This is a genomic window from Nostoc sp. ChiSLP03a (assembly GCF_034531215.2).
In the GTDB taxonomy this organism is placed as follows: Bacteria; Cyanobacteriota; Cyanobacteriia; order Cyanobacteriales; family Nostocaceae; genus Nostoc.
On record NZ_JAVRBQ020000029.1, the window covers coordinates 18722 to 37685 of the forward strand.

At 43.0% G+C, this 18964-nt stretch carries 16 protein-coding genes and 1 pseudogene; 9 read left to right on the top strand and 8 right to left on the bottom strand.

Annotation, left to right across the window (positions count from 1 at the left end; all coding sequences use genetic code 11):
• Positions 1-146 precede the first annotated feature (146 nt).
• Positions 147-1082 carry an NAD(P)-dependent alcohol dehydrogenase gene (locus RMY32_RS03765; protein WP_322708985.1) on the top strand — a complete coding sequence of 312 codons (936 nt, stop codon included), beginning with the start codon at positions 147-149 and terminating at the stop codon, positions 1080-1082.
• 92 nt (positions 1083-1174) lie between these two features.
• Here the strand turns inward: RMY32_RS03765 and RMY32_RS03770 are convergent, their stop codons facing one another.
• Together RMY32_RS03770 and RMY32_RS03775 are read right to left on the bottom strand one after the other, a co-directional pair.
• Positions 1175-1837 carry a DsbA family protein gene (locus RMY32_RS03770; RefSeq protein WP_322708986.1) on the bottom strand — a complete coding sequence of 221 codons (663 nt, stop codon included), beginning with the start codon at positions 1835-1837 and terminating at the stop codon, positions 1175-1177.
• An 83-nt stretch (positions 1838-1920) separates the two neighbouring features.
• Entirely contained in the window at positions 1921-2316 is a 396-nt protein-coding gene (locus RMY32_RS03775; protein ID WP_322708987.1) for a hypothetical protein, read from the bottom strand.
• A 236-nt stretch (positions 2317-2552) separates the two neighbouring features.
• Here RMY32_RS03775 and ffh point away from each other — a divergent pair, with 236 nt between their 5' ends.
• The 5 genes from ffh (at position 2553) to RMY32_RS03800 (ending at position 6893) form a co-directional block, all read left to right on the top strand.
• The gene (ffh, locus tag RMY32_RS03780; RefSeq protein ID WP_322708988.1) at positions 2553-4016 is read left to right on the top strand and encodes a signal recognition particle protein; all 1464 of its coding nucleotides are present in this window, start codon (positions 2553-2555) and stop codon (positions 4014-4016) included.
• A gap of 222 nt (positions 4017-4238) precedes the next feature.
• Entirely contained in the window at positions 4239-4499 is a 261-nt protein-coding gene (gene rpsP / locus RMY32_RS03785; RefSeq protein ID WP_251955408.1) for a 30S ribosomal protein S16, read from the top strand.
• The gene (locus RMY32_RS03790; RefSeq protein ID WP_322708989.1) at positions 4462-4893 is read left to right on the top strand and encodes a KH domain-containing protein; all 432 of its coding nucleotides are present in this window, start codon (positions 4462-4464) and stop codon (positions 4891-4893) included. Before rpsP ends, RMY32_RS03790 begins: the two co-directional genes overlap by 38 nt.
• 481 nt (positions 4894-5374) lie before the next feature.
• Positions 5375-6328: a PhoH family protein gene (locus RMY32_RS03795; protein WP_322708991.1), complete on the top strand. Its 954-nt coding sequence runs from the start codon at positions 5375-5377 to the stop codon at positions 6326-6328.
• Between the two features lie 160 nt (positions 6329-6488).
• The gene (locus tag RMY32_RS03800) at positions 6489-6893 is read left to right on the top strand and encodes a ChuX/HutX family heme-like substrate-binding protein (RefSeq protein WP_322709064.1); all 405 of its coding nucleotides are present in this window, start codon (positions 6489-6491) and stop codon (positions 6891-6893) included.
• A gap of 5 nt (positions 6894-6898) precedes the next feature.
• Here the strand turns inward: RMY32_RS03800 and RMY32_RS03805 are convergent, their stop codons facing one another.
• A complete protein-coding gene (locus RMY32_RS03805) occupies positions 6899-7237 on the bottom strand; it encodes a carbon dioxide-concentrating mechanism protein CcmK (RefSeq protein WP_322672510.1) in 339 nt (112 codons plus the stop codon).
• A gap of 116 nt (positions 7238-7353) precedes the next feature.
• On the opposite strand from RMY32_RS03805, the gene RMY32_RS03810 reads away from it, so the two are divergent.
• Both RMY32_RS03810 and RMY32_RS03815 read left to right on the top strand, forming a co-directional pair.
• On the top strand, positions 7354-8154 hold the full coding sequence (locus RMY32_RS03810) for a DUF6816 family protein (protein WP_322708992.1): 801 nt from the start codon (positions 7354-7356) through the stop codon (positions 8152-8154).
• A gap of 88 nt (positions 8155-8242) precedes the next feature.
• On the top strand, positions 8243-10063 hold the full coding sequence (locus tag RMY32_RS03815; RefSeq protein WP_322708993.1) for an ABC transporter ATP-binding protein: 1821 nt from the start codon (positions 8243-8245) through the stop codon (positions 10061-10063).
• A gap of 330 nt (positions 10064-10393) precedes the next feature.
• Here the strand turns inward: RMY32_RS03815 and RMY32_RS03820 are convergent, their stop codons facing one another.
• Positions 10394-11350 (bottom strand): hypothetical protein, encoded by a 957-nt coding sequence (locus RMY32_RS03820; protein ID WP_322708994.1) that lies wholly within the window; start codon positions 11348-11350, stop codon positions 10394-10396.
• Between the two features lie 190 nt (positions 11351-11540).
• A pseudogene (locus RMY32_RS03825) lies at positions 11541-12005 on the bottom strand (Uma2 family endonuclease); the annotation flags it as partial.
• 119 nt (positions 12006-12124) lie between these two features.
• Between RMY32_RS03825 and RMY32_RS03830 the strand changes: the two are divergent.
• Positions 12125-14230 (top strand): M3 family metallopeptidase, encoded by a 2106-nt coding sequence (locus RMY32_RS03830; RefSeq protein WP_322708995.1) that lies wholly within the window; start codon positions 12125-12127, stop codon positions 14228-14230.
• A 256-nt stretch (positions 14231-14486) separates the two neighbouring features.
• On the opposite strand, the gene RMY32_RS03835 is transcribed toward RMY32_RS03830, so the two are convergent.
• The 3 genes from RMY32_RS03835 to RMY32_RS03845 form a co-directional block, all read right to left on the bottom strand.
• A complete protein-coding gene (locus tag RMY32_RS03835; protein ID WP_322708996.1) occupies positions 14487-15287 on the bottom strand; it encodes a DUF928 domain-containing protein in 801 nt (266 codons plus the stop codon).
• 81 nt (positions 15288-15368) lie between these two features.
• A complete protein-coding gene (locus RMY32_RS03840; protein WP_322709065.1) occupies positions 15369-17762 on the bottom strand; it encodes a CHASE2 domain-containing protein in 2394 nt (797 codons plus the stop codon).
• 183 nt (positions 17763-17945) lie between these two features.
• A complete protein-coding gene (locus tag RMY32_RS03845; RefSeq protein ID WP_322708997.1) occupies positions 17946-18914 on the bottom strand; it encodes a DUF1822 family protein in 969 nt (322 codons plus the stop codon).
• Between the last annotated feature and the right edge of the window lie 50 nt (positions 18915-18964).

The following is an 18964-nucleotide window of genomic DNA, read 5'->3' on the forward strand; positions in this document are numbered from 1 at the left end:
CTTGATGTATCGAAAGTTTTATCGAGGAAAAACCGAAAAAGAACGATAATTCTACAAATAGCCAACAGAAGAAATTAAACATAATTCACGCATACGCAGCCAAAGCAGTAGGTGCAGCACTAGAACCATTTGAATACGATCCAGGTGTGCTGAAAGATCGAGAAGTAGAAATTAATGTTGAATATTGCGGACTTTGCCATAGCGACCTAAGTATGCTCAAAAATGACTGGGGCAGCAGTCGATATCCCTTTGTGCCTGGTCATGAAGTTGTGGGAACAATTCCAGCTGTCGGCGATCGCGTTACCACGCTCAAAATCGGTCAGCGTGTCGGATTGGGGTGGTCTTCCCATTCTTGTATGCACTGCGAATATTGTATGTCGGGGGATCACAACTTATGCCTAACCCTAGAGCAGACGATTGTCGGTCGTTATGGCGGATTCGCTGACAAAGTGCGCGCCCATGAAGAATGGGTAATTCCTCTGCCAGAAGCCGTTGATCCTGCTAAGGTAGGGCCGCTTTTCTGTGGAGGTGTTACCGTGTTCAACCCCATTGTTCAATTCGATGTCAAGCCAACCGATAGAGTTGGTGTAATTGGGATCGGAGGACTTGGACACATGGCACTACGATTTCTGAAAGCTTGGGGATGTGATGTTACAGCATTTTCAACCAATCCAAATAAAGAGTCTGAAGCCCGTGAGTTAGGAGCTAATCATTTTATTAACTCTCGTGATGCCAAAGCGATTGAGTCTGTTACCAACTCGTTTGACTTAATTATCTCAACAGTGAATGCAGATTTAGATTGGGCAATATACATTAATGCACTGCGTCCCAAAGGACGGTTACATTTTGTAGGAGTTGTACCAAATCCAATTCAAGCCTATGCGTTTCCTTTAATTGCTGGTCAAAAATCCATATCGGGTAGCCCTACAGGTAGGCCGATAACAATCGCAAAAATGCTCGACTTTACCGCGCGTCATGGCATTGAACCTGTCACAGAGACTTTTGATTTTAGCCAAGTAAATGAAGCTTTCGCTCATCTTGAAGCAGGCAAGGCTCGTTATCGAATTGTCTTAAAGCATTAAAAGAGCAGATTTCAAGTTGGTTAGGTACACAACGATTTGTCTGTTACTCAGATAGAAAGCGTGTTTTACTCCTAAACTCTGAATTCTGAATTCTAAATTTTGTATTCTGCTGTAATTAATTGTTTTACCTTTTCTATTACCCAATCAACACGATCCTTTCCCCAAAACCTCTCATTTTCGATTACCCAAGTCGGGACTCCGGGACAGCCAAACTGTTCGTATTCTGCCAAAGCTGCCACTGCTGCAAGTTTTGCTGCTTCGCCGTGGATTAATTCAAGAATGCGATCGCCATTCAACCCAACATCATCTGCAACTTTCTTAATCACAGACTCATCGTTGACATCAAGCCGATCGATGTACGTCGCTCGAAAGAACGCGGCATCAAGCAGATGTTCCTTCCCAGTTACACAAGCAGCGTAATAGGCTCTCGCGGGAAGTTCTTCGCGGTCAAACTTCATTTTCTCCCAGCGTTTTACCCACCGACCAAATTCTTCAAACTCCTTGAGCCGAATTTCAATGCCGTACTTTTTCGCCCACCGCAGACAATCTTCTTTGTGATAGGACGATAACACGGCGGTTTCACTTCTTCCTTGGAGATCGGCTACCTTTATCCCGCGTTCCTTCGGTATGTAAATTGGTCGTCGTTCAATATCAACAGGCAATCCGCGCAATGCTTTTTCGGCAAGAGCAATATTAATATATGAATTTGACGAATGGTATATCGAGTATGAGTATACTTTGATTCGCTGCGACATCTTGGCTAAAAGTAGTTACCTAGCTCATAAATAATTTTTGAATTTATTTTCGCTGAAGCTTGTATGTTCTACCCAGAATCCAGTCAAAGAGAAAGACTTTCCCAGTAGTTTAATGCCCATTCAAATGAACGCTTATCAAACCTTTTACCAATTTGATATACCTCTTCCCAAGAATATACTTTTTTTGAAACTCTCTCCTGCGTGCCTGCTAAGTTGGAGATTATTATGTAGTATTTGCCTCGTCCATGAACCTGCTGCTTAACTGTATCTACTACTCTACCTGCTGGTCTAAAAGTCATTTGAACATCATCAACTGCTGGTTCCTTTTTGAGCATTACTGCGGGATGACCTTCTGAGCATACACAGTCTCCTTCATCTTCAGGGTCTTGTTTATCCTTAAAAATAGACCACTGATGCCCAAAGTCGCACATATATGCTCTATATTCTTTCATATATTTTTGCTCTCCTGCGGTTTCCAACTATTTACCCTAAAATCCTTAATTTATCTGTAGTGCTGGCATTTTTCCCTTTGAAAAATCAAAATTTACACCCAAAAGACGGTTTACTACTTCAATAAAGGTAGGTATCTGATTGCTACAGTCGCGGTGAAAAATACTAAGCTGGTAGATAGCACGTTTAAACTTTAGCGGAAATTCGCGATCGCATTCATCGGCGGTTTAGAATTCCCCATTGGCGAACTACCTGTAATTACATTATGTTTGATGCATTATCTGACCGTTTAGAAGCCGCCTGGAAAAAACTGCGGGGACAGGACAAAATTTCTCAATCCAACATTCAAGATGCATTGCGCGAAGTGCGCCGCGCCCTGTTGGAAGCAGATGTCAATCTCCAGGTAGTCAAAGATTTTATTAGCGAAGTCGAAGCCAAGGCACAGGGAGCCGAGGTGATTGCCGGCGTGCGACCCGATCAACAGTTCATCAAAATTGTTCATGATGAACTAGTGCAGGTGATGGGAGAAGAAAATGTTCCCATCGCCGAAGCAAAGGAACAACCTACTATTATTCTGATGGCTGGGTTGCAAGGTACTGGTAAAACCACAGCTACCGCTAAGTTAGCCTTACATTTGAGAAAATTAGACCGTAGCTGCTTGTTGGTGGCGACAGACGTATATCGCCCAGCAGCGATCGATCAGTTGCTAACGTTGGGTAAGCAAATTGACGTACCAGTATTTGAACTAGGAAGCGACGCCGATCCCGTAGAAATCGCAAGGCAAGGTGTAGAACGCGCCAGGGCAGAAGGTGTAAACACAGTAATTATTGATACTGCCGGTCGCCTGCAAATTGACGAAGAGATGATGGCGGAATTAGCCCGCATCAAAGCAACCGTCCAACCCGATGAAACTCTGTTGGTGGTGGATGCGATGACTGGTCAAGAAGCAGCCAATCTTACCCGCACCTTCCACGAACAGATCGGCATTACTGGAGCGATTCTCACCAAATTAGATGGTGATAGCCGTGGCGGTGCAGCGCTTTCAGTGCGAAAGATTTCGGGAGCGCCGATAAAATTTGTGGGCGTGGGTGAAAAAGTCGAGGCACTGCAACCGTTTTATCCCGATCGCATGGCATCGCGGATTCTCGGTATGGGCGATGTTCTCACTTTGGTAGAAAAAGCCCAGGAAGAGTTTGACTTAGCCGACGCTGAGAAAATGCAGGAGAAAATCTTGTCAGCAAAGTTTGACTTTACTGATTTTCTCAAGCAGTTGCGGATGCTGAAGAACATGGGTTCTCTGGGAGGCTTGATCAAGATGATTCCAGGGATGAACAAGCTTTCAGACGATCAACTCAAACAGGGAGAAACCCAGTTAAAGCGCTGTGAGGCGATGATTAACTCCATGACTCGCCAAGAACGCCACGACCCCGATTTATTAGCCAGTTCTCCCAGTCGGCGGCGGCGGATTGCTGCTGGCTCAGGCTATAGAGAGTCAGATGTCAGCAAACTGGTGGGTGATTTCCAAAAAATGCGATCGCTCATGCAGCAAATGGGTCAAGGTAGCTTCCCTGGAATGCCGGGAATGTTCGGCGGTGGCGGCATGGGCAACGCCTTCGCAGGTGCTGGGAATCGTCCCGCAGCCCCAGGATGGCGAGGTTATGATGGAGCCTCAGCCACGAAAAAGAAAAAACCCAAAGATAAAAAGAAAAAAGGCTTCGGCAATCTTTAGTCAAGAGTCATTGGTCATTAACCAATGACAAAGGACAAAGGACAAATGACTAATGAGAAATAGCAGCAAATGCTAGGCAGTGCTAAAATTAGCATTTCGACCTCAGAATTTATTAGCAGAGGAAACTAACCCTTAATTTATCGGCAGCAGCCAAATTTAAGTTACTTCCTCACCAATTAGTTGCTAATTAATATCTAACTACAGGAGAATGATTCTTCAACCATGATCAAACTGCGCTTGAAACGATTCGGTAAAAAGCGGGAAGCAAGTTACCGCATTATCGCTATTAACAACCTTGCTCGCCGCGATGGCCGTCCCTTAGAAGAATTGGGTTTTTATAACCCCAGAACTGATGAAGTGCGACTAGACGTTCCCGCCATCGTCAAGCGACTACAACAAGGCGCTCAACCTACTGACACCGTTCGTCGCATTCTAGTAAAAGCTAATGTTTTTGAGCAGGTCAGTGCAACAGCCGCATCATAATTTCGGAACAAAACTCCCAACAGCTAGCCCCAACTATGTTGAGCTGGTTCGGTTTTTGGTACAGCCGTTTTTGGAATCTCCAGAAACATTAAGCGTTGATTGTGAAATTTCTCAGACCCTCAACCGGGTTTGGGTTCGCATCGCTTTTGAAAGCACAGATAAAGGAAAAGTGTTTGGTCGAGGGGGACGCAATATTCAGGCGATTCGTACAGTAATTGCCGCAGCCGCCGCCGCAGCTGGGCAATCAACATACCTGGATATATATGGCAGCACCACTCCGGGCCGCGAGGGTATGTCTTTTGATGAAGACACAGAAGATCGATCGCCACCGCCGACTAAAAGAGAACCGCGAAATGATGGGCCTAAACCCATTGTTAAACCACGCCTCCGCTAGGTTGAAACTAGAGAGTAAATCTGAGCGGTCGTTGATTACCTCCGCTCAGAATTTTTATAAAGATGGAAAGTAACAAAAAGATTTTTAAATCTTTTTTTGAACTCTTCACCGAAGAGGCAGGGGAGCAGGGAGAAGGGGGCAGGGGGAAAGATAGTGGAATTACCCTGCCACAAAGCTTAAAGAGCAACTAAATTTATTTATGCCCAAAAGTAAAAGTATTTATTTCGAGATGTGTAATACGAGAAATAATACGTCCAAACTTTCAGCAGGCCTACATTCATGTATGGCGATTCTTTGCTGCTCCCATCACCTGCCCCTTTTCCTCTTTTTGACCAGTAGAGGTATACAAATGTATGCCCTTACAGCCGATTAATTTGTTGCAAAAATTTTTCACAATGTAGGTAGTAAAAGTATAATTTCGCCGTTAGCGAGAAAAAATTAACCTTTGTCAAATACAGATCCTCACCAATTAAGAAATACTATGGCAGGTGCCTTAACAATTCAGCTGCCGAATATTACCAGTGCGATCGCTCTTGGCGGAGATGGAGAAGAAAATCTCAAAATCCTATCTCGGCAAACAGGAGCCGCTTTAGTACTACGCGGACAGGAATTAGTAATTTCTGGTACCGAAAAGCAAATTGATTTGGCTTCTCGATTAGTGCGATCGCTTGAAGACCTCTGGATTAAAGGCAATACTATTTCCAGTGCCGATATTTTAACAGCTCGTCAAGCCATAGATAGCGATCGGCAAGAGGAACTGCAAGATTTACAGCGAAATGTCCTCGCCAAAAGTCGCCGGGGTGAAGAAGTTCGTGCCAAAACCTTCCGCCAGCGTCAATATATCGACGCACTCCGCAAACGCGATCTCACCTTTGGCATTGGCCCTGCTGGTACCGGCAAGACTTATCTCGCTGTTGTTGTCGCCGTGCAAGCACTTCTTGCTAACCAGTTTGAAAAGCTAATTTTAACTCGTCCTGCCGTCGAAGCTGGTGAAAAACTCGGTTTTTTGCCTGGAGATTTACAGCAGAAAGTTAATCCCTATCTTCGCCCACTTTACGATGCTATTTATGAATTCATCGATCCAGAAAAAGTACCCAGTTTAATGGAACGCGGTGTGATTGAAGTCGCACCACTGGCCTATATGCGGGGACGCACCCTCAATAACGCCTTTGTAATTGTAGATGAAGCTCAAAATACTACACCTGCTCAGATGAAAATGGTTTTGACTCGTTTGGGTTTCCGTTCGCGGATGGTGATTACAGGCGACATGACACAAACTGATTTACCACTTCACCAACAATCAGGTTTAGGAGTGGCTTTACAAATTTTAAAACACGTTGAAGGTATTGCCTTTTGTGAATTTTCCCAAAGAGATGTAGTACGCCATCCTCTAGTTCAGCGTATTGTTGCTGCTTATGAACAATATGAAAAATAGGGATTGGGAATGGGGAATGGGGAATGGGGCATTGGGCATTGGGCATTGGGCATTAGTAAAAAACTAATAAATGACGTAGACGCGCCAGCGACTACCCGCAGAATAGGACAAATGACAAATGACAACTGACAAAGGACAAATGACAACTGACAAAGGACAAATGACCACAACATTAAAAGAATTTTTAGCAGCTTGCGAGACTTTAGGAACTTTGCGTTTAATTGTGACTAGCAGCGCTGCTGTATTAGAAGCACGAGGCAAAATAGAAAAATTATTTTATGCAGAATTGCCTAAAGGTAAGTATGCGAATATGCACACCGAAGGCTTTGAGTTTCATTTGAATATGGATAAAATCACTCAAGTGAAATTTGAAACAGGTGAAGCGAAAAGAGGTAACTTTACAACCTATGCCATTCGGTTTTTAGATGATAAACAGGAGTCTGCTTTAAGCCTCTTTTTACAATGGGGTAAACCAGGAGAATATGAACTAGGACAAGTGGAAGCTTGGGAAACTTTAAAAGAGAAGTATGGGGAAATTTGGCAACCTTTACCAGCAGAAATTTAATACAGCTAAACTGATAGGGGTGGAGGAAATCGGATATCTGCACTGAACTGCTCGATATTAACGCTGCGATGAATCGGTAAAACATATTCTAAATTTTCGTGGGGGCGGGGAATAATGTGATTAGAAAGTACCTCGCCACCGTCAACTCGCAGCACCGCCTTTAATCCTGCTGTCACTGCTACATTCACCTCGCCTATAGCTCCTCGAATTAAGACAGTAATTCGTCCCAAATCAGTGTTTTCATAACCAACAAGGGTTACACGGGCAGCTTTACACATGGCATCTCCCACTTCCACTGCTGTGGGAACGCCATAAACTTCAATCATGCCTAATGCCAATGTCATGCTATTACTATAAATTCGGGATAGGGCTAATTATCTCACTACAAAGTTTTAATTTATTACAGAAAATTACTTAATTTTTAATCAATAAACAATAACCATTAAATACAAAACTGCTAATGCTTGTAATGAAGGTAATTTGGAGTTTTTGCTTGCTATTTTTATTCCTTGTGTGGGGTGGTGAAGCTTTTGCAGGAGAGTTGTCTCAAAGGTTAGCAAATTTTCCCCAATGGGAAAAACTAACTTCAGTGCAACCGGCTTCAGGTGATTTAGTTTACCCTGAATGGATGGCTGGAACTTGGGAAGTTACAAGTACCTTAGTAGATTTAGCTGCACCTTTAGCACCAGAAATCGTAACTCCAGGGTTTGAAGGTAATCGCCGACAATTAAATCAACCTGTGAGTTTTGTAGTAAGATTTGTGAAAGAGCAACCATCTATTTCTGGGTTAAAAATACTTCCTCAGATAGGTTACAAATCCCCAATTTTAGTAGCGGATAGAGCATTTAATAGCTTGAATTTGGCAAGAGCTTATTTAGGGGATGAAGCAGTGTTATCAGTCAAAGTAGATCCAGATTCACCTAATCGTCAAATTACGTTCTTGCGTAGCAGTCGCCAACTAGTTTCTATTGTGACTGCACGTGCTACAGAAACTACCTCTGATGGCAAGTTCATCACCACAGAAGTGTTTCAACAACTATTTAAAGGCGGTTCGCGCCCCTATTTAAACTCTGTAGAATCGACTACGGCTTATCATAAAATTTCAACATCTAATCCGGCGATTGAAGCAGATCAAGTTACTGCTGTCTATCTTTCACCCCAAGATCCAGATTATTTTAAAGCTGGTTTTCGACCAGTTGCTCTCTACCGCTATCGCCTCGAATTTTTACCTCAAGAGTTACCAACTACTCCCAAAGAGTGATTTGTCAGCTAGCTCTTGACTATTTTTGTAATACATTTGTAGTATTTAAAATCCAAGTTTACGATCGCGCTCTTGGACGGTGTGCATCATGGCCAAATTTCAAGATATTGTCAATTACTTTCGCTCTTACTGGAAGCCGAGTGTTTTCAGTATTACAGCATCCAGCGTTTACGAAATTATTGATTTGGTTGTTCCTTATGCGATCGGACAGATTTTAAACGTTTTGTCTGCTCAACCCTTGGACAAACCACTTCAAAGTGCGATCGCAACTTTTTCGGACATCACCAATTACCCAGTTAATAAAACTCTATCTTTGGGTGTATTACTGGGTTTAATTTTCGTTGTCACCGTAGTGAGAGCGCCAACACAACCCTGGTTAACCAATTGGTTTCATTGGGATATAGCTTTCAGGTCGCGTCGAGAAAAAAACGAAACAGCGATCGCTAAAGTTCTGACTCTGCCACTAGAATTTTATGATGAAAATAACCCTGGACGCATTGCCGGCAGAGTAGCTAGAGGTATTTCTAATCATACTTTTAGTTACCCTGAAGTTACGGGACAGTTGATTCCTAAACTGGCTCGTGTGCTGGGTATTTTTGTGTTTATCTTGTTCATTGAGTGGCGGATTGCAATTTTATATCTAATTTCCTTTGTAATTATTCTCAGCTTCAGCTTGAGGAGTTTACAACAGCTCATTAGGTACGAAAGTCGTCTGGATAAGTATGCAGAGGACACCGAAAGCCGCACTTCCGAATTAATCACCAATATCAAAACGGTAAAAGCATTTGCTACAGAAGCTAGGGAACTGAAGCGGCAAAAGCAACGTTTGGATCGAGAACTAACAGTGCTTGATTATCGCATCCACAAAGGTTATACGATATTGGGTACTTGGCAAAGAACCGTAATTCAGTTTTGTGTATTTACAATTCTGGGTTTGACTTTAGCTGCAACAGTAAATGAAAAAATTTCTCTCGGTCACTTTGTCATGACCTTAACTCTTTCTAGTATGGCTTATGCCGAATTAGAACCTATTGGTAGCTTGGCAGAAGTTTTTGCCCGTCGTTATTCTTCCATGCTGCGGTTTCACGAATTTCTCCAAGAGCCAACTGCATCCGATTCAGCCAGTCTTTTAGAAGAGAATAACCAGACAGAATCACCTTATAAATTTACTGGAAAAGTTGAGTTATCTCATATTAGTTTTGGATATGATGCCAACCGTCAAGTTTTGCAAGATATTAACTTGTTGATTGAGCCATACCAAACGGTAGCATTAGTGGGGCGCTCTGGTTCTGGTAAGTCTACTTTAGTAAAATTGTTGTTGCGATATTTTGAACCTCAAGCAGGTCAAATTCTGATTGATGGTCAAGATATTCGCACTTTGGATGTGGGTAAATATAGACGGAGATTAGCGATCGTTCACCAAGAAGTAGACGTTTTCAACGGTACTATCTTGGATAACCTCACCTACGGCAGACCAAATGCCACTTTCGAGCAGGTTCAGGAAGCCTGTAGAATTGCCAGAGTCGATGAAGTAGTGCAGCACTTACCCAAAGGTTATTACACCGTCGTGGGAGAACGAGGTGTCAGGTTATCTGGAGGACAAAGACAACGCTTGGGAATTGCTAGGGCATTGTTGGTGGAACCAGACGTGCTGGTTTTTGACGAAGCTACCTCTAGTTTAGATTATGAGTCTGAGCGTTCAATTCAGCTAGCGATGCGATCGATTCAGGGCACTTGCACCACCATTGTTATTGCCCACCGTTTAAGCACAGTCCGAGAAGCTGATAAAATTGTCGTTCTAGAGCAAGGAAAGATTGTAGAAATGGGTAGCCACGATGAACTCTTGCGTCACGAGGGTATTTATCGCCGCTTGCACTCCCTGCAAGAAACAGGAGAACTCTTGAGTTAGGGGACATACACATTTTGGATTTTGGATTTTGGATTTTGGATTGGCCCCACAAATGAATCCGCCTGATTAAATCGACTTTATTCACAATAAGGTCGATTTTTTTATAGATATCTTCAGAAATTAAATATGTGTTATCTAAAACCCTTTCGCGCCTATTCGGTGGTATAAGTAATATTATCAAGTGGGGAATTTGCTTTTATTCCCCAAGAAAAGCGTTAGCCATTGAAATTAGTTTTACGCGCTTGGATGAAGCGCGATAAGTAAAGTGAATAATCCATCGATCGCTGTTGTAATACTAATCACTAATCGAAGTCTTCCAATTGAAAAAAACTAAGATTTGCTCTTATCTGCTTCTTTCTGTGCCGCCTCACTGTATTTTTTATAAAGTTGAGTACGAATTTTAGCTTCTTGATAACGGCTGTGGGTTTGTGGTACCGTACTCATTAAATCTGAAGCCCGTTGCCACTTAGCAGCAATCTCTAACCACTGAGTTGAGGTTGTAGCTGTTTTTCCAGATGCAGAAGCTTGGTTGGCAATTCGCACAGATATTTGAAATGGATCGTCAGAAGGCTCAGAAAAGCTATTGTTAGGAGCGTGAGATGGTGTTTGGGCTTTGCTATCGTTGGTATTTTCTGTAGTTAAAGATTTGGAAGTTTCTGGTTGTATGAGGTTTTTGAATTTATTTCCTAGCTGGGCATAAACAACCCAACTAAGCAATAACAGCGAGCATAAACCAGCTGCTGCTAATATCTTTGTTTTAGGTTTATTTTTGGATTTTTCTTTGTTAATGAGTACTAAAGGACGAGAGACTTGAGTTTTAGGATAATTTGGTTTTCCTAGTTCAGCTTGAGCTTCTGTGAAATCTTTAATTAATTGCTTTACAACATTTGGCTGAATTAATGTAATTTCCTGTGACCAAAGCAATTGATTTTCGCGATCGCTATCTATTTCCTTTAACCACAGCAATTGTTGTTCTCGAACAATCCGGCTGTTGATTTTAACACGGCGAATGTGACGCGGGGCGATATACTCAAGAATTTGCTGGATTTGTTCTACTAGGGGAGATTGCTCAAGTTGCTCTACTTTAGCCGCCTCGCACAGAATTTGTAAGACGCCATCAGAAAAAATGGCTCTAGTTCTGACACACGACTGGGCTAGCTTTTCGTTCAATAACTGAATAATCGCCGCAACGCTGCCTTGGTGAGCTTGCCAAGCGATATCGTTTATCCGGTCTACCACCTGAAATTTAGTGATAGCTCTTCCACCCTGACTGATTAACGTATTCATTAATTTAGGGACTCTTTTCTACTGACCTCGATCTTGTCTTCGATTTTACGAGTAAAAAGATGAGTTGCCAAATAATATCATAAATATGGAAATCTGGAGCCTTCCTTTTCGGTTTGCTAAGGATTTCTAATCGCTAGGGCTAGGTGCAAGATGTGAGTAAACCCACTCTGCGATCGTCGCAAATGTATGGCTAGATAGTATCAGGGTCAACGCCGAGCGATCGTAATTGTTCTTTCAACCTTTCTACCTGCGACTGTGCTTGTTCCCTGGCCACTCTTTCCTGTTTGAGTGCCTCTGCCAATTCCTCTGGAATCAGCAACTTTTCTCCAGTGTCTTCTCAATAAAAACCAATCAGTTGCCCCTCTATCTGCAAGCGCAGCTGCAAAGGTTCACATCGACTATCTGTAATTGGCTCATATACCTCGCCTCGCAGCCGATACCCTTGTAATTGCTCCTTAATCCACTCTCCCTTGGGGTCAAATAACCAGTATTCCAATACCCCTAACTGCTCATACAGCGTCTTTTTGAAACCTGTATCCTGGTTTTTAGTGCCCTCCGAAGTCATTTCAAAGATTACTACAGGCACTTGTCCCTCTTCCCATATCTTGTAATTATCCCGACCTCCAGGAGCAACATTAAAAATTGTCAGTAATTCTCGCTTTTTTGCCTTTTTTCTATAATGGCAATACTAAATAGCACAGCGATCGTTACATTAGAAGATATATAACTAAAAATCATTGTTGATTTTTATTCGTTCGCAGTTCACACAAAACTATGAGTGCAAGTACCATTATTTCTGATAATCCCTTACTCCAAGGCACTGGTTTACCTCAATTTACAGAGATTAAACCAGAACGAGTAGTACCCGCCTTCAATCAGTTGCTAGCAGAACTTGACCAGCAACTTGCCACTTTAGAGGCTAATGTACAGCCGACTTGGAGTGGTTTAGTAGAACCCTTAGAAAAGCTGACGGAACGGCTTACCTGGAGTTGGGGGGTGGTAAATCATTTAATGGGTGTTAAAAATAGCCCAAAACTGCGCGAAGCTCATGAAATCGTACAGCCACTAGTCGTACAATTTATCAACAAACTCGGTCAAAGCCAACCCATCTACAATGCTTTTAAGGCACTCCGTAGCAGTAATAATTGGGCAACTTTAGAATTAGCTCAACAGCGCATTGTGGAAGCCGCCATTCGAGATGCAGAACTTTCTGGTGTTGGCTTAAAAGGAGAGATAAGAGACCGTTTCAACGCCATTCAGATGGAGTTGGCAGAACTTTCTACTAAATTCTCTAACCATGTACTTGATGCCACGAAAGCCTTTAGCTTAACCCTGACAACAAAAGCGGAAATTGACGGTTTACCACCAAGTTTGGTAAGTTTAGCTGCTCAAGCGGCTCGTGCGGCAGGAGAAGAGAACGCCACACCAGAAAATGGCCCTTGGCGCATTACTTTAGACTTCCCCAGCTATGGCCCTTTTATGCAGCACAGCACCCGTCGAGATTTGCGTGAAAAGCTCTACAAAGCTCATATCACTCGCGCTTCTAGTGGTGATTTAGATAATAACCCGTTAATTGTGCGTATTTTGGAGTTACGGCAAGAACTCGCAGATATACTTGGCTTTAAGAGTTTTGCCGAGTTGAGCCTTGCAAGTAAAATGGCTCCTAATGTTGAGGCAGTCGAAGCACTATTAGAAGAACTACGTCAGGCCAGTTATGATGCTGCTGTCAAAGACTTAAAAGAACTCCAAACTTTTGCTGCATCTTATGGAGAAGAATATCAAGATTTAAAACATTGGGACATCAGCTTTTGGGCAGAACGCCAACGAGAAGCAAAATTTGCCTTTACAGCTGAAGAATTACGTCCTTATTTTCCTCTTCCTCAAGTGCTAGATGGCTTGTTTGGACTTGTTAAGCGGTTGTTTGGTGTTACAGTAACTCCTGCTGATGGTCAAGCCCCAATATGGCATGAAGATGTCCGTTATTTCCAAATAGCCGATGAAACTGGTTCTCCCATCGCCTACTTCTACTTAGATCCCTATAGCCGTCCAGCAGAAAAACGTGGTGGTGCTTGGATGGATGTATGTATCAATCGTGCCAAAAATGAAAATGGTGCAGCTGGCATTCGGTTGCCTGTGGCTTATTTGATATGCAACCAAACTCCTCCAGTAGATGGCAAGCCGAGTTTGATGACTTTCTATGAGGTAGAGACTTTGTTCCACGAGTTTGGTCATGGATTGCACCACATGCTCACCAAGGTTGACTATGCTGGAGCCGCAGGTATCAATAATGTGGAATGGGATGCAGTGGAACTACCCAGTCAGTTTATGGAGAACTGGTGTTATGAGCGACCCACTTTGTTTGGTATGGCTAAACATTACGAAACTGGAGAAGCCCTACCAGAGCATTATTATCAAAAGCTGCTAGCGGCGCGTAATTATATGAGTGGTACTAGTATGTTACGGCAAATTCACCTTAGCAGTATTGATTTAGAACTACACTACCGCTATCGTTCCGGTAGCAATGAAACTCCAGCAGATGTGCGTCATCGCATAGCTAAGACTACTACTGTTTTACCACCACTTCCAGAAGATTCAATATTGTGTTCTTTTGGGCACATTTTTGAGGGTGGCTATGCAGCAGGTTACTACAGTTATAAATGGGCTGAAGTCCTTAGTGCTGATGCTTTTGCCGCTTTTGAAGAAGCTGGGCTAGAAAATGAAGAAGCGATAAAAGCGACAGGTCGGCGTTATCGGGATACGGTACTAGCACTCGGTGGTAGCAAGCATCCAATGGAGGTGTTTAAAACTTTTCGGGGTCGCGAACCAAGTACGATCGCTTTGCTCAGGCACAATGGTTTAGTAAGTGCTGCTGCAAACTAAACAACACAACTGTAGAGATGTTGTATTGCAACGTCTCTACATCAATTTTTGCTTATATAGCAACCGCCAAGGCGGTTAAGCCATAAACTGGAAGTAGACCTTGATGAAAGCTCCAGTAGAACCTCTGGGAAACTTATGCCCAAACCTTATAGTTATAGCAACAGTCAAGGTGGTTAGGACATCAACAGACGATAAAACTTAGACACAAAAAGGCTTTTCACCCAGTCCCTTGCTATATTAAAAATTTTTTCCTAGTTTAAGGTGTTCCTGGAACAATGGGTTCTCCGGCAACATCATCTAAGCGGATGCTGCTTAACAAATTTCGCCACTCTGCTTTCAGGGCTGCATCTTGAGGATTTTGTTGACGCAGTTCAGCCAACGTTGTCAGTGCCTCGTACCATATCCCATTTTGGGCATAGATAGCATAACGCTTTAGAGGTTCTGCCGTTTCTAGTTGTTTGACTGTTGGTTGACTGAGGTTAACTCGTTTTATTACCCCTTCAACAAAAGTTGGGGGAGCATTCTGTTGCTTGTCACAGTTAATGGTGAAAAACCAGCGGTATTGTTGACCTACTGCTAAAGTGGGAGCAGTGCTAGGCAAAGAAACGCGGATGACTCCGGGCTTATCCGGTAGAGCGATCGCTTTTTTGTATACCTCGTTAGCGTCTGAATCTTGCAGTACAAATTCAACTGTATATGGCGAATTTTTGGTATATGGCACATAGAAAAACCAACTTGGATGTTCTACTGTTGTTTGTCCCCAGACATTAATCACTGAGTTAGCTTCCTGAGTAAAGGGTACTAAAGCAGTCAAGTCAATTTTAGTTGTAGGACATCCAGGTTCCCCACGCTTCGCTCCACCACGAACGCGACCTCCAGGAGGAGAGCCAGCTGGAATTGGAGGTTGATTAAAGGTTTTAGCTTGAGCAAGGATTGTTTTAGTATCAGAGCGGTTAGGGGTTGGTTTCGCCAGTACTGGAGTCAGACTAACTGATAAACTTGTACAGCTAAAAGCTACTACTAAAAACAGCTTTATCGGTTGTGAATTTGAATTCATAGAAACCTGACCTCATAGGATTTTAGATTTTAGATTGGGCATTGAAAAAGGGCAGAGGTGCAGAGGGCAAAGGGAAAAAACTTACTGCAATTTCTTTGCTGCTTCCCTGCCCCCTGCTCCCTGCTCTCTTGCTTCTTCTCCATTCCCCATCCGCACTTTTGTTTTTAAATTACTATAAATTGACATTAAAACTCCCATAGCTAACAACGATAAAGCCGACGGTACGAAAGGCACCCAAGCACCAGAAATTAACAGACCAAAGCAAACTACATACAAAACGCTAGAAGCAACACCCATTGCTAACGCCAACCAGGGTAACGAAAGCTTGCGCCAAACCAGGACTCCCCCAATCAAAGACCAGACCCAAATCCAGGCGATCTCCGCCCACCATGACCAAGCCCGCAGCAACGGTCGCCCATCTTGGACTGCACCAAGAATCTGGCTGATCATGTGAGCTTGTACCAGTACTCCTGGCATTTGCTCGTCTAAAGGAATGCCATAAGGTGTAGGCCAGGTGTCTGGAGAATCCCCCTTTGCAGTCACACCAATGAGAACAATCCGGTTTTTGATGGCGTTGGGGTTAATTGGACTAGATAAAAATTGCGTTAGGTTTACCTGTTCGGCTATTTCTTTTGAAGAACGATAGTTGAGTAAGATTTGACCGCCATTCGCATCAATATTTTGATAGCCACCAGTACGAGACTTCAAATTCTCAAAAATAGTCTTACCCAACTGCAAATTTCCTTCAGGGGTGAACTTTGTTTGAATTCCTAAAGGGTGCAGATAAAGGGATGCTAGTTGTAAACTGAAGGAATATTCAGCAGTACACAATGATGTCGCCTCTTGCTTCATGAACAGAAGATGCCGACGAATAACTCCATCGCGATCGTGAATAAAGTCACTGAATCCCAGATTTACTGGAGGGATTTCTGGTGGCGGCTTAATGCCTTTGATATTTCCTGTGCGATCGCTTCCTTTGCATACGCCAACCAAGTTCTGAGTTTGCTGGAGACGAGTAATTAAATCTGGCTCTTTGGCCTGAAAATCACGGTAGACATCTAAGCCGATCGCGCGGGGTTGGTATTGATTCAGTTTTGCTAAGAGTTTATTCAGAGATTTTTCCGAAATAGAAGCTCCAATTAAGGACTCGCCATTTTGTCTTTGAATTGCTAAATCCTCATCGTCAATTGTGATAATCAACAGTCGGGGATCGAGTCCTTCTGTGGGGCGCGATCGCATCATTAGGTCAAAGGCTTGAATCTCTGGATTTTCTAGCAATCCCACCAATCTCACGCCACAAACCAAAGCTGTAACTGCCAAGCTGGATAACACAGTTCTCTTAAATCTGCGTTTGTTAGACAAAGGTAAACTTGCTGGCTCTTCATCTTCAGATTTTGTAGACCTTAATTCATCCCAAGTCGGTGGTATCTGCGCCGGATTTTGGCAAATCACTGGTAGCCAAGTTGCACAAGGAAATCTATCCTCAAGTCCTTGCAAGCGTTCCCGTGCTTGGCGTACCGCTTGATATAAAGACTCGCCACCAGCAAAACCTTGGAGAAAATATTTTAAAAACTCCTTCGCAACCTGATCTGGGACGGGTTCGCGCATGACAATTATTTGAGGAATTTGCAAATCAGCTAATTCCCGTGCCAATCCCAATCCATCACAGGAGTTAAATATAGCTAATTGCAAACCATTTTCAATGGCTTTTTTGAGAGCGTACTTTAACTCGCCAATGGTCAGACTATCAGTTCTATTCAGGTAAATTCGTCCGCTTTCGCCATTTCCTTGACTGGAACTGTGTCCGGCAAAGAAGAGAATATCCCAGTTTTTTCTCCAGAGATGATCTGTCAAGTCCTTACGTTGTGGTTCTACCAAAAAGCTCACCTCTGCGTTACTACACTGTTGCAGTAAAGCTCGATCGGCTTGGGTGTCAATCCCTTTACTATTGCCGACAATTGCCAAAATATTGACTAATTGATTGAGAGTACGTGGCTTGGGAATGCGATCGTAAGATGGTGAAGAAAGGGCAATTTCAGCTTTGGGATAGCGTTCTAACAAGTCCCACAGATGCCAAGGTAATAGCTGCAATTGGCTATTTTCTGTTTGCAGAATTACCCGTACTTCGTCGCTGGATGATAATTTTTCTAACCATTTTTCCCTCAAAGGGCGAAACTCCTCTGCTCGCAACCAGGTATTAAAGCGTGCGCGCAAAATATGAGAAGCGTTTTCGCAGTCTTGCACCATTGATACATTCGTCACCTGCATTTTGTCAGCATGGAGGCGGTAACGATTGCCTATCTGCCGATAACTAGACTGCCAATGACTATAATAGAGCGGCATTTCCGGGAATGAAGGGAGCCTCCCGGTGATTTCGGTTGTAGCACGCTCGTGTTCTTCACCAATTTGGAGGGTGACAGCAAACCCCTGCTCAAAACTACCCTCTCCAAATTTGATCGCCACTAATTTACCCATAACCGTCGCTATTTCCCCATGCAAGATCGTGCCCTGTTCTAATGTCTGATCGCAAGCTTCACAAGTGTTCATAGATTTTTTTCAAAATCCCCAAAAGCTGGCTTGGATTTTTAATTTTTAATTTTCAATTAATGAATTATCACTTAATAAATTACCGACAAACAAGGAAGATAGTTACATATTTCAAATTCGGAAATATTCGGTAATACTGGTATTATCCAAGGCGACCCTAACACTAAATTGCTCTCTAGGTTCACCACGAAACTGCAACTGAATGTAGTTGTCTAATTTTCTAGATTGAGCGTCTAAAAATACTGCTCCTGAACTATCTATAACAGTGAGATGAACTCCTGGTGGCAAGTAAATTTGATTTCCAGTGGCGTGCAATTGGAGATGAATACTAGTTTGTCCATCTTTTTCGGGGCTGATTTCCACAATCAACATCACAGGTTGGTTGTGGATTTGGATACCTAAATCAATCACTTTTGCCCGTTTAGTAATTGATTCTGGTTGTTTGAGGGTATCTAATTCTAAAGTTTCAACACTGCGAAAGGCATAAGTTGGCATGAGTTCCGGCGCGTTCCACAGCGATTCAATAGTTTCCCAGCCCGTCTCAAATATACCAGCAAACCACTGACTCAAATTTACTAATGAATTCAGTGGGGATTGACGCAGTTCCCAGATGCGATCGATAAACGCTTCTAATGGTTGCAGTTGCGCTAAAGGAACTGTTTGGGTTGTCACACTAGGGATAAAACCAAGCAGCCTTGCTTCTTCAAGCGATTCATCAAATTGAACTATTAAATAACCCACCCGTTCTTCCCAAGTTTCTGGAGGAACAAAACATATCTGCTGATGCAAACGGACAGGGCGACACTCCAGACGGCCAATTGAGGGCACTTCTAAATCAGCCACATCTCCACAAAGGCGCACAATTGGGTTCCAACTGTCACTAGCTTGAAGATCGGTAGGAATATCCATCATCTGCAAGTAGTCATTCACCACCCATACAGCTAAAGTATTCAGCCGCACTTGCTCTGCTTTTTCAAGATTTGGTTGCTGGTTAGCAAATTGCTGGGCAGTTATGCGAGCTGTTTGGGAAATTGGCAATGTTAAAGCGAAATCATCTAGCTGATAGGTGGAGTTATTCATAAGTCAATTTCTAGGGTTCAATGCTGCTATGTATATATCACCCGCATTCA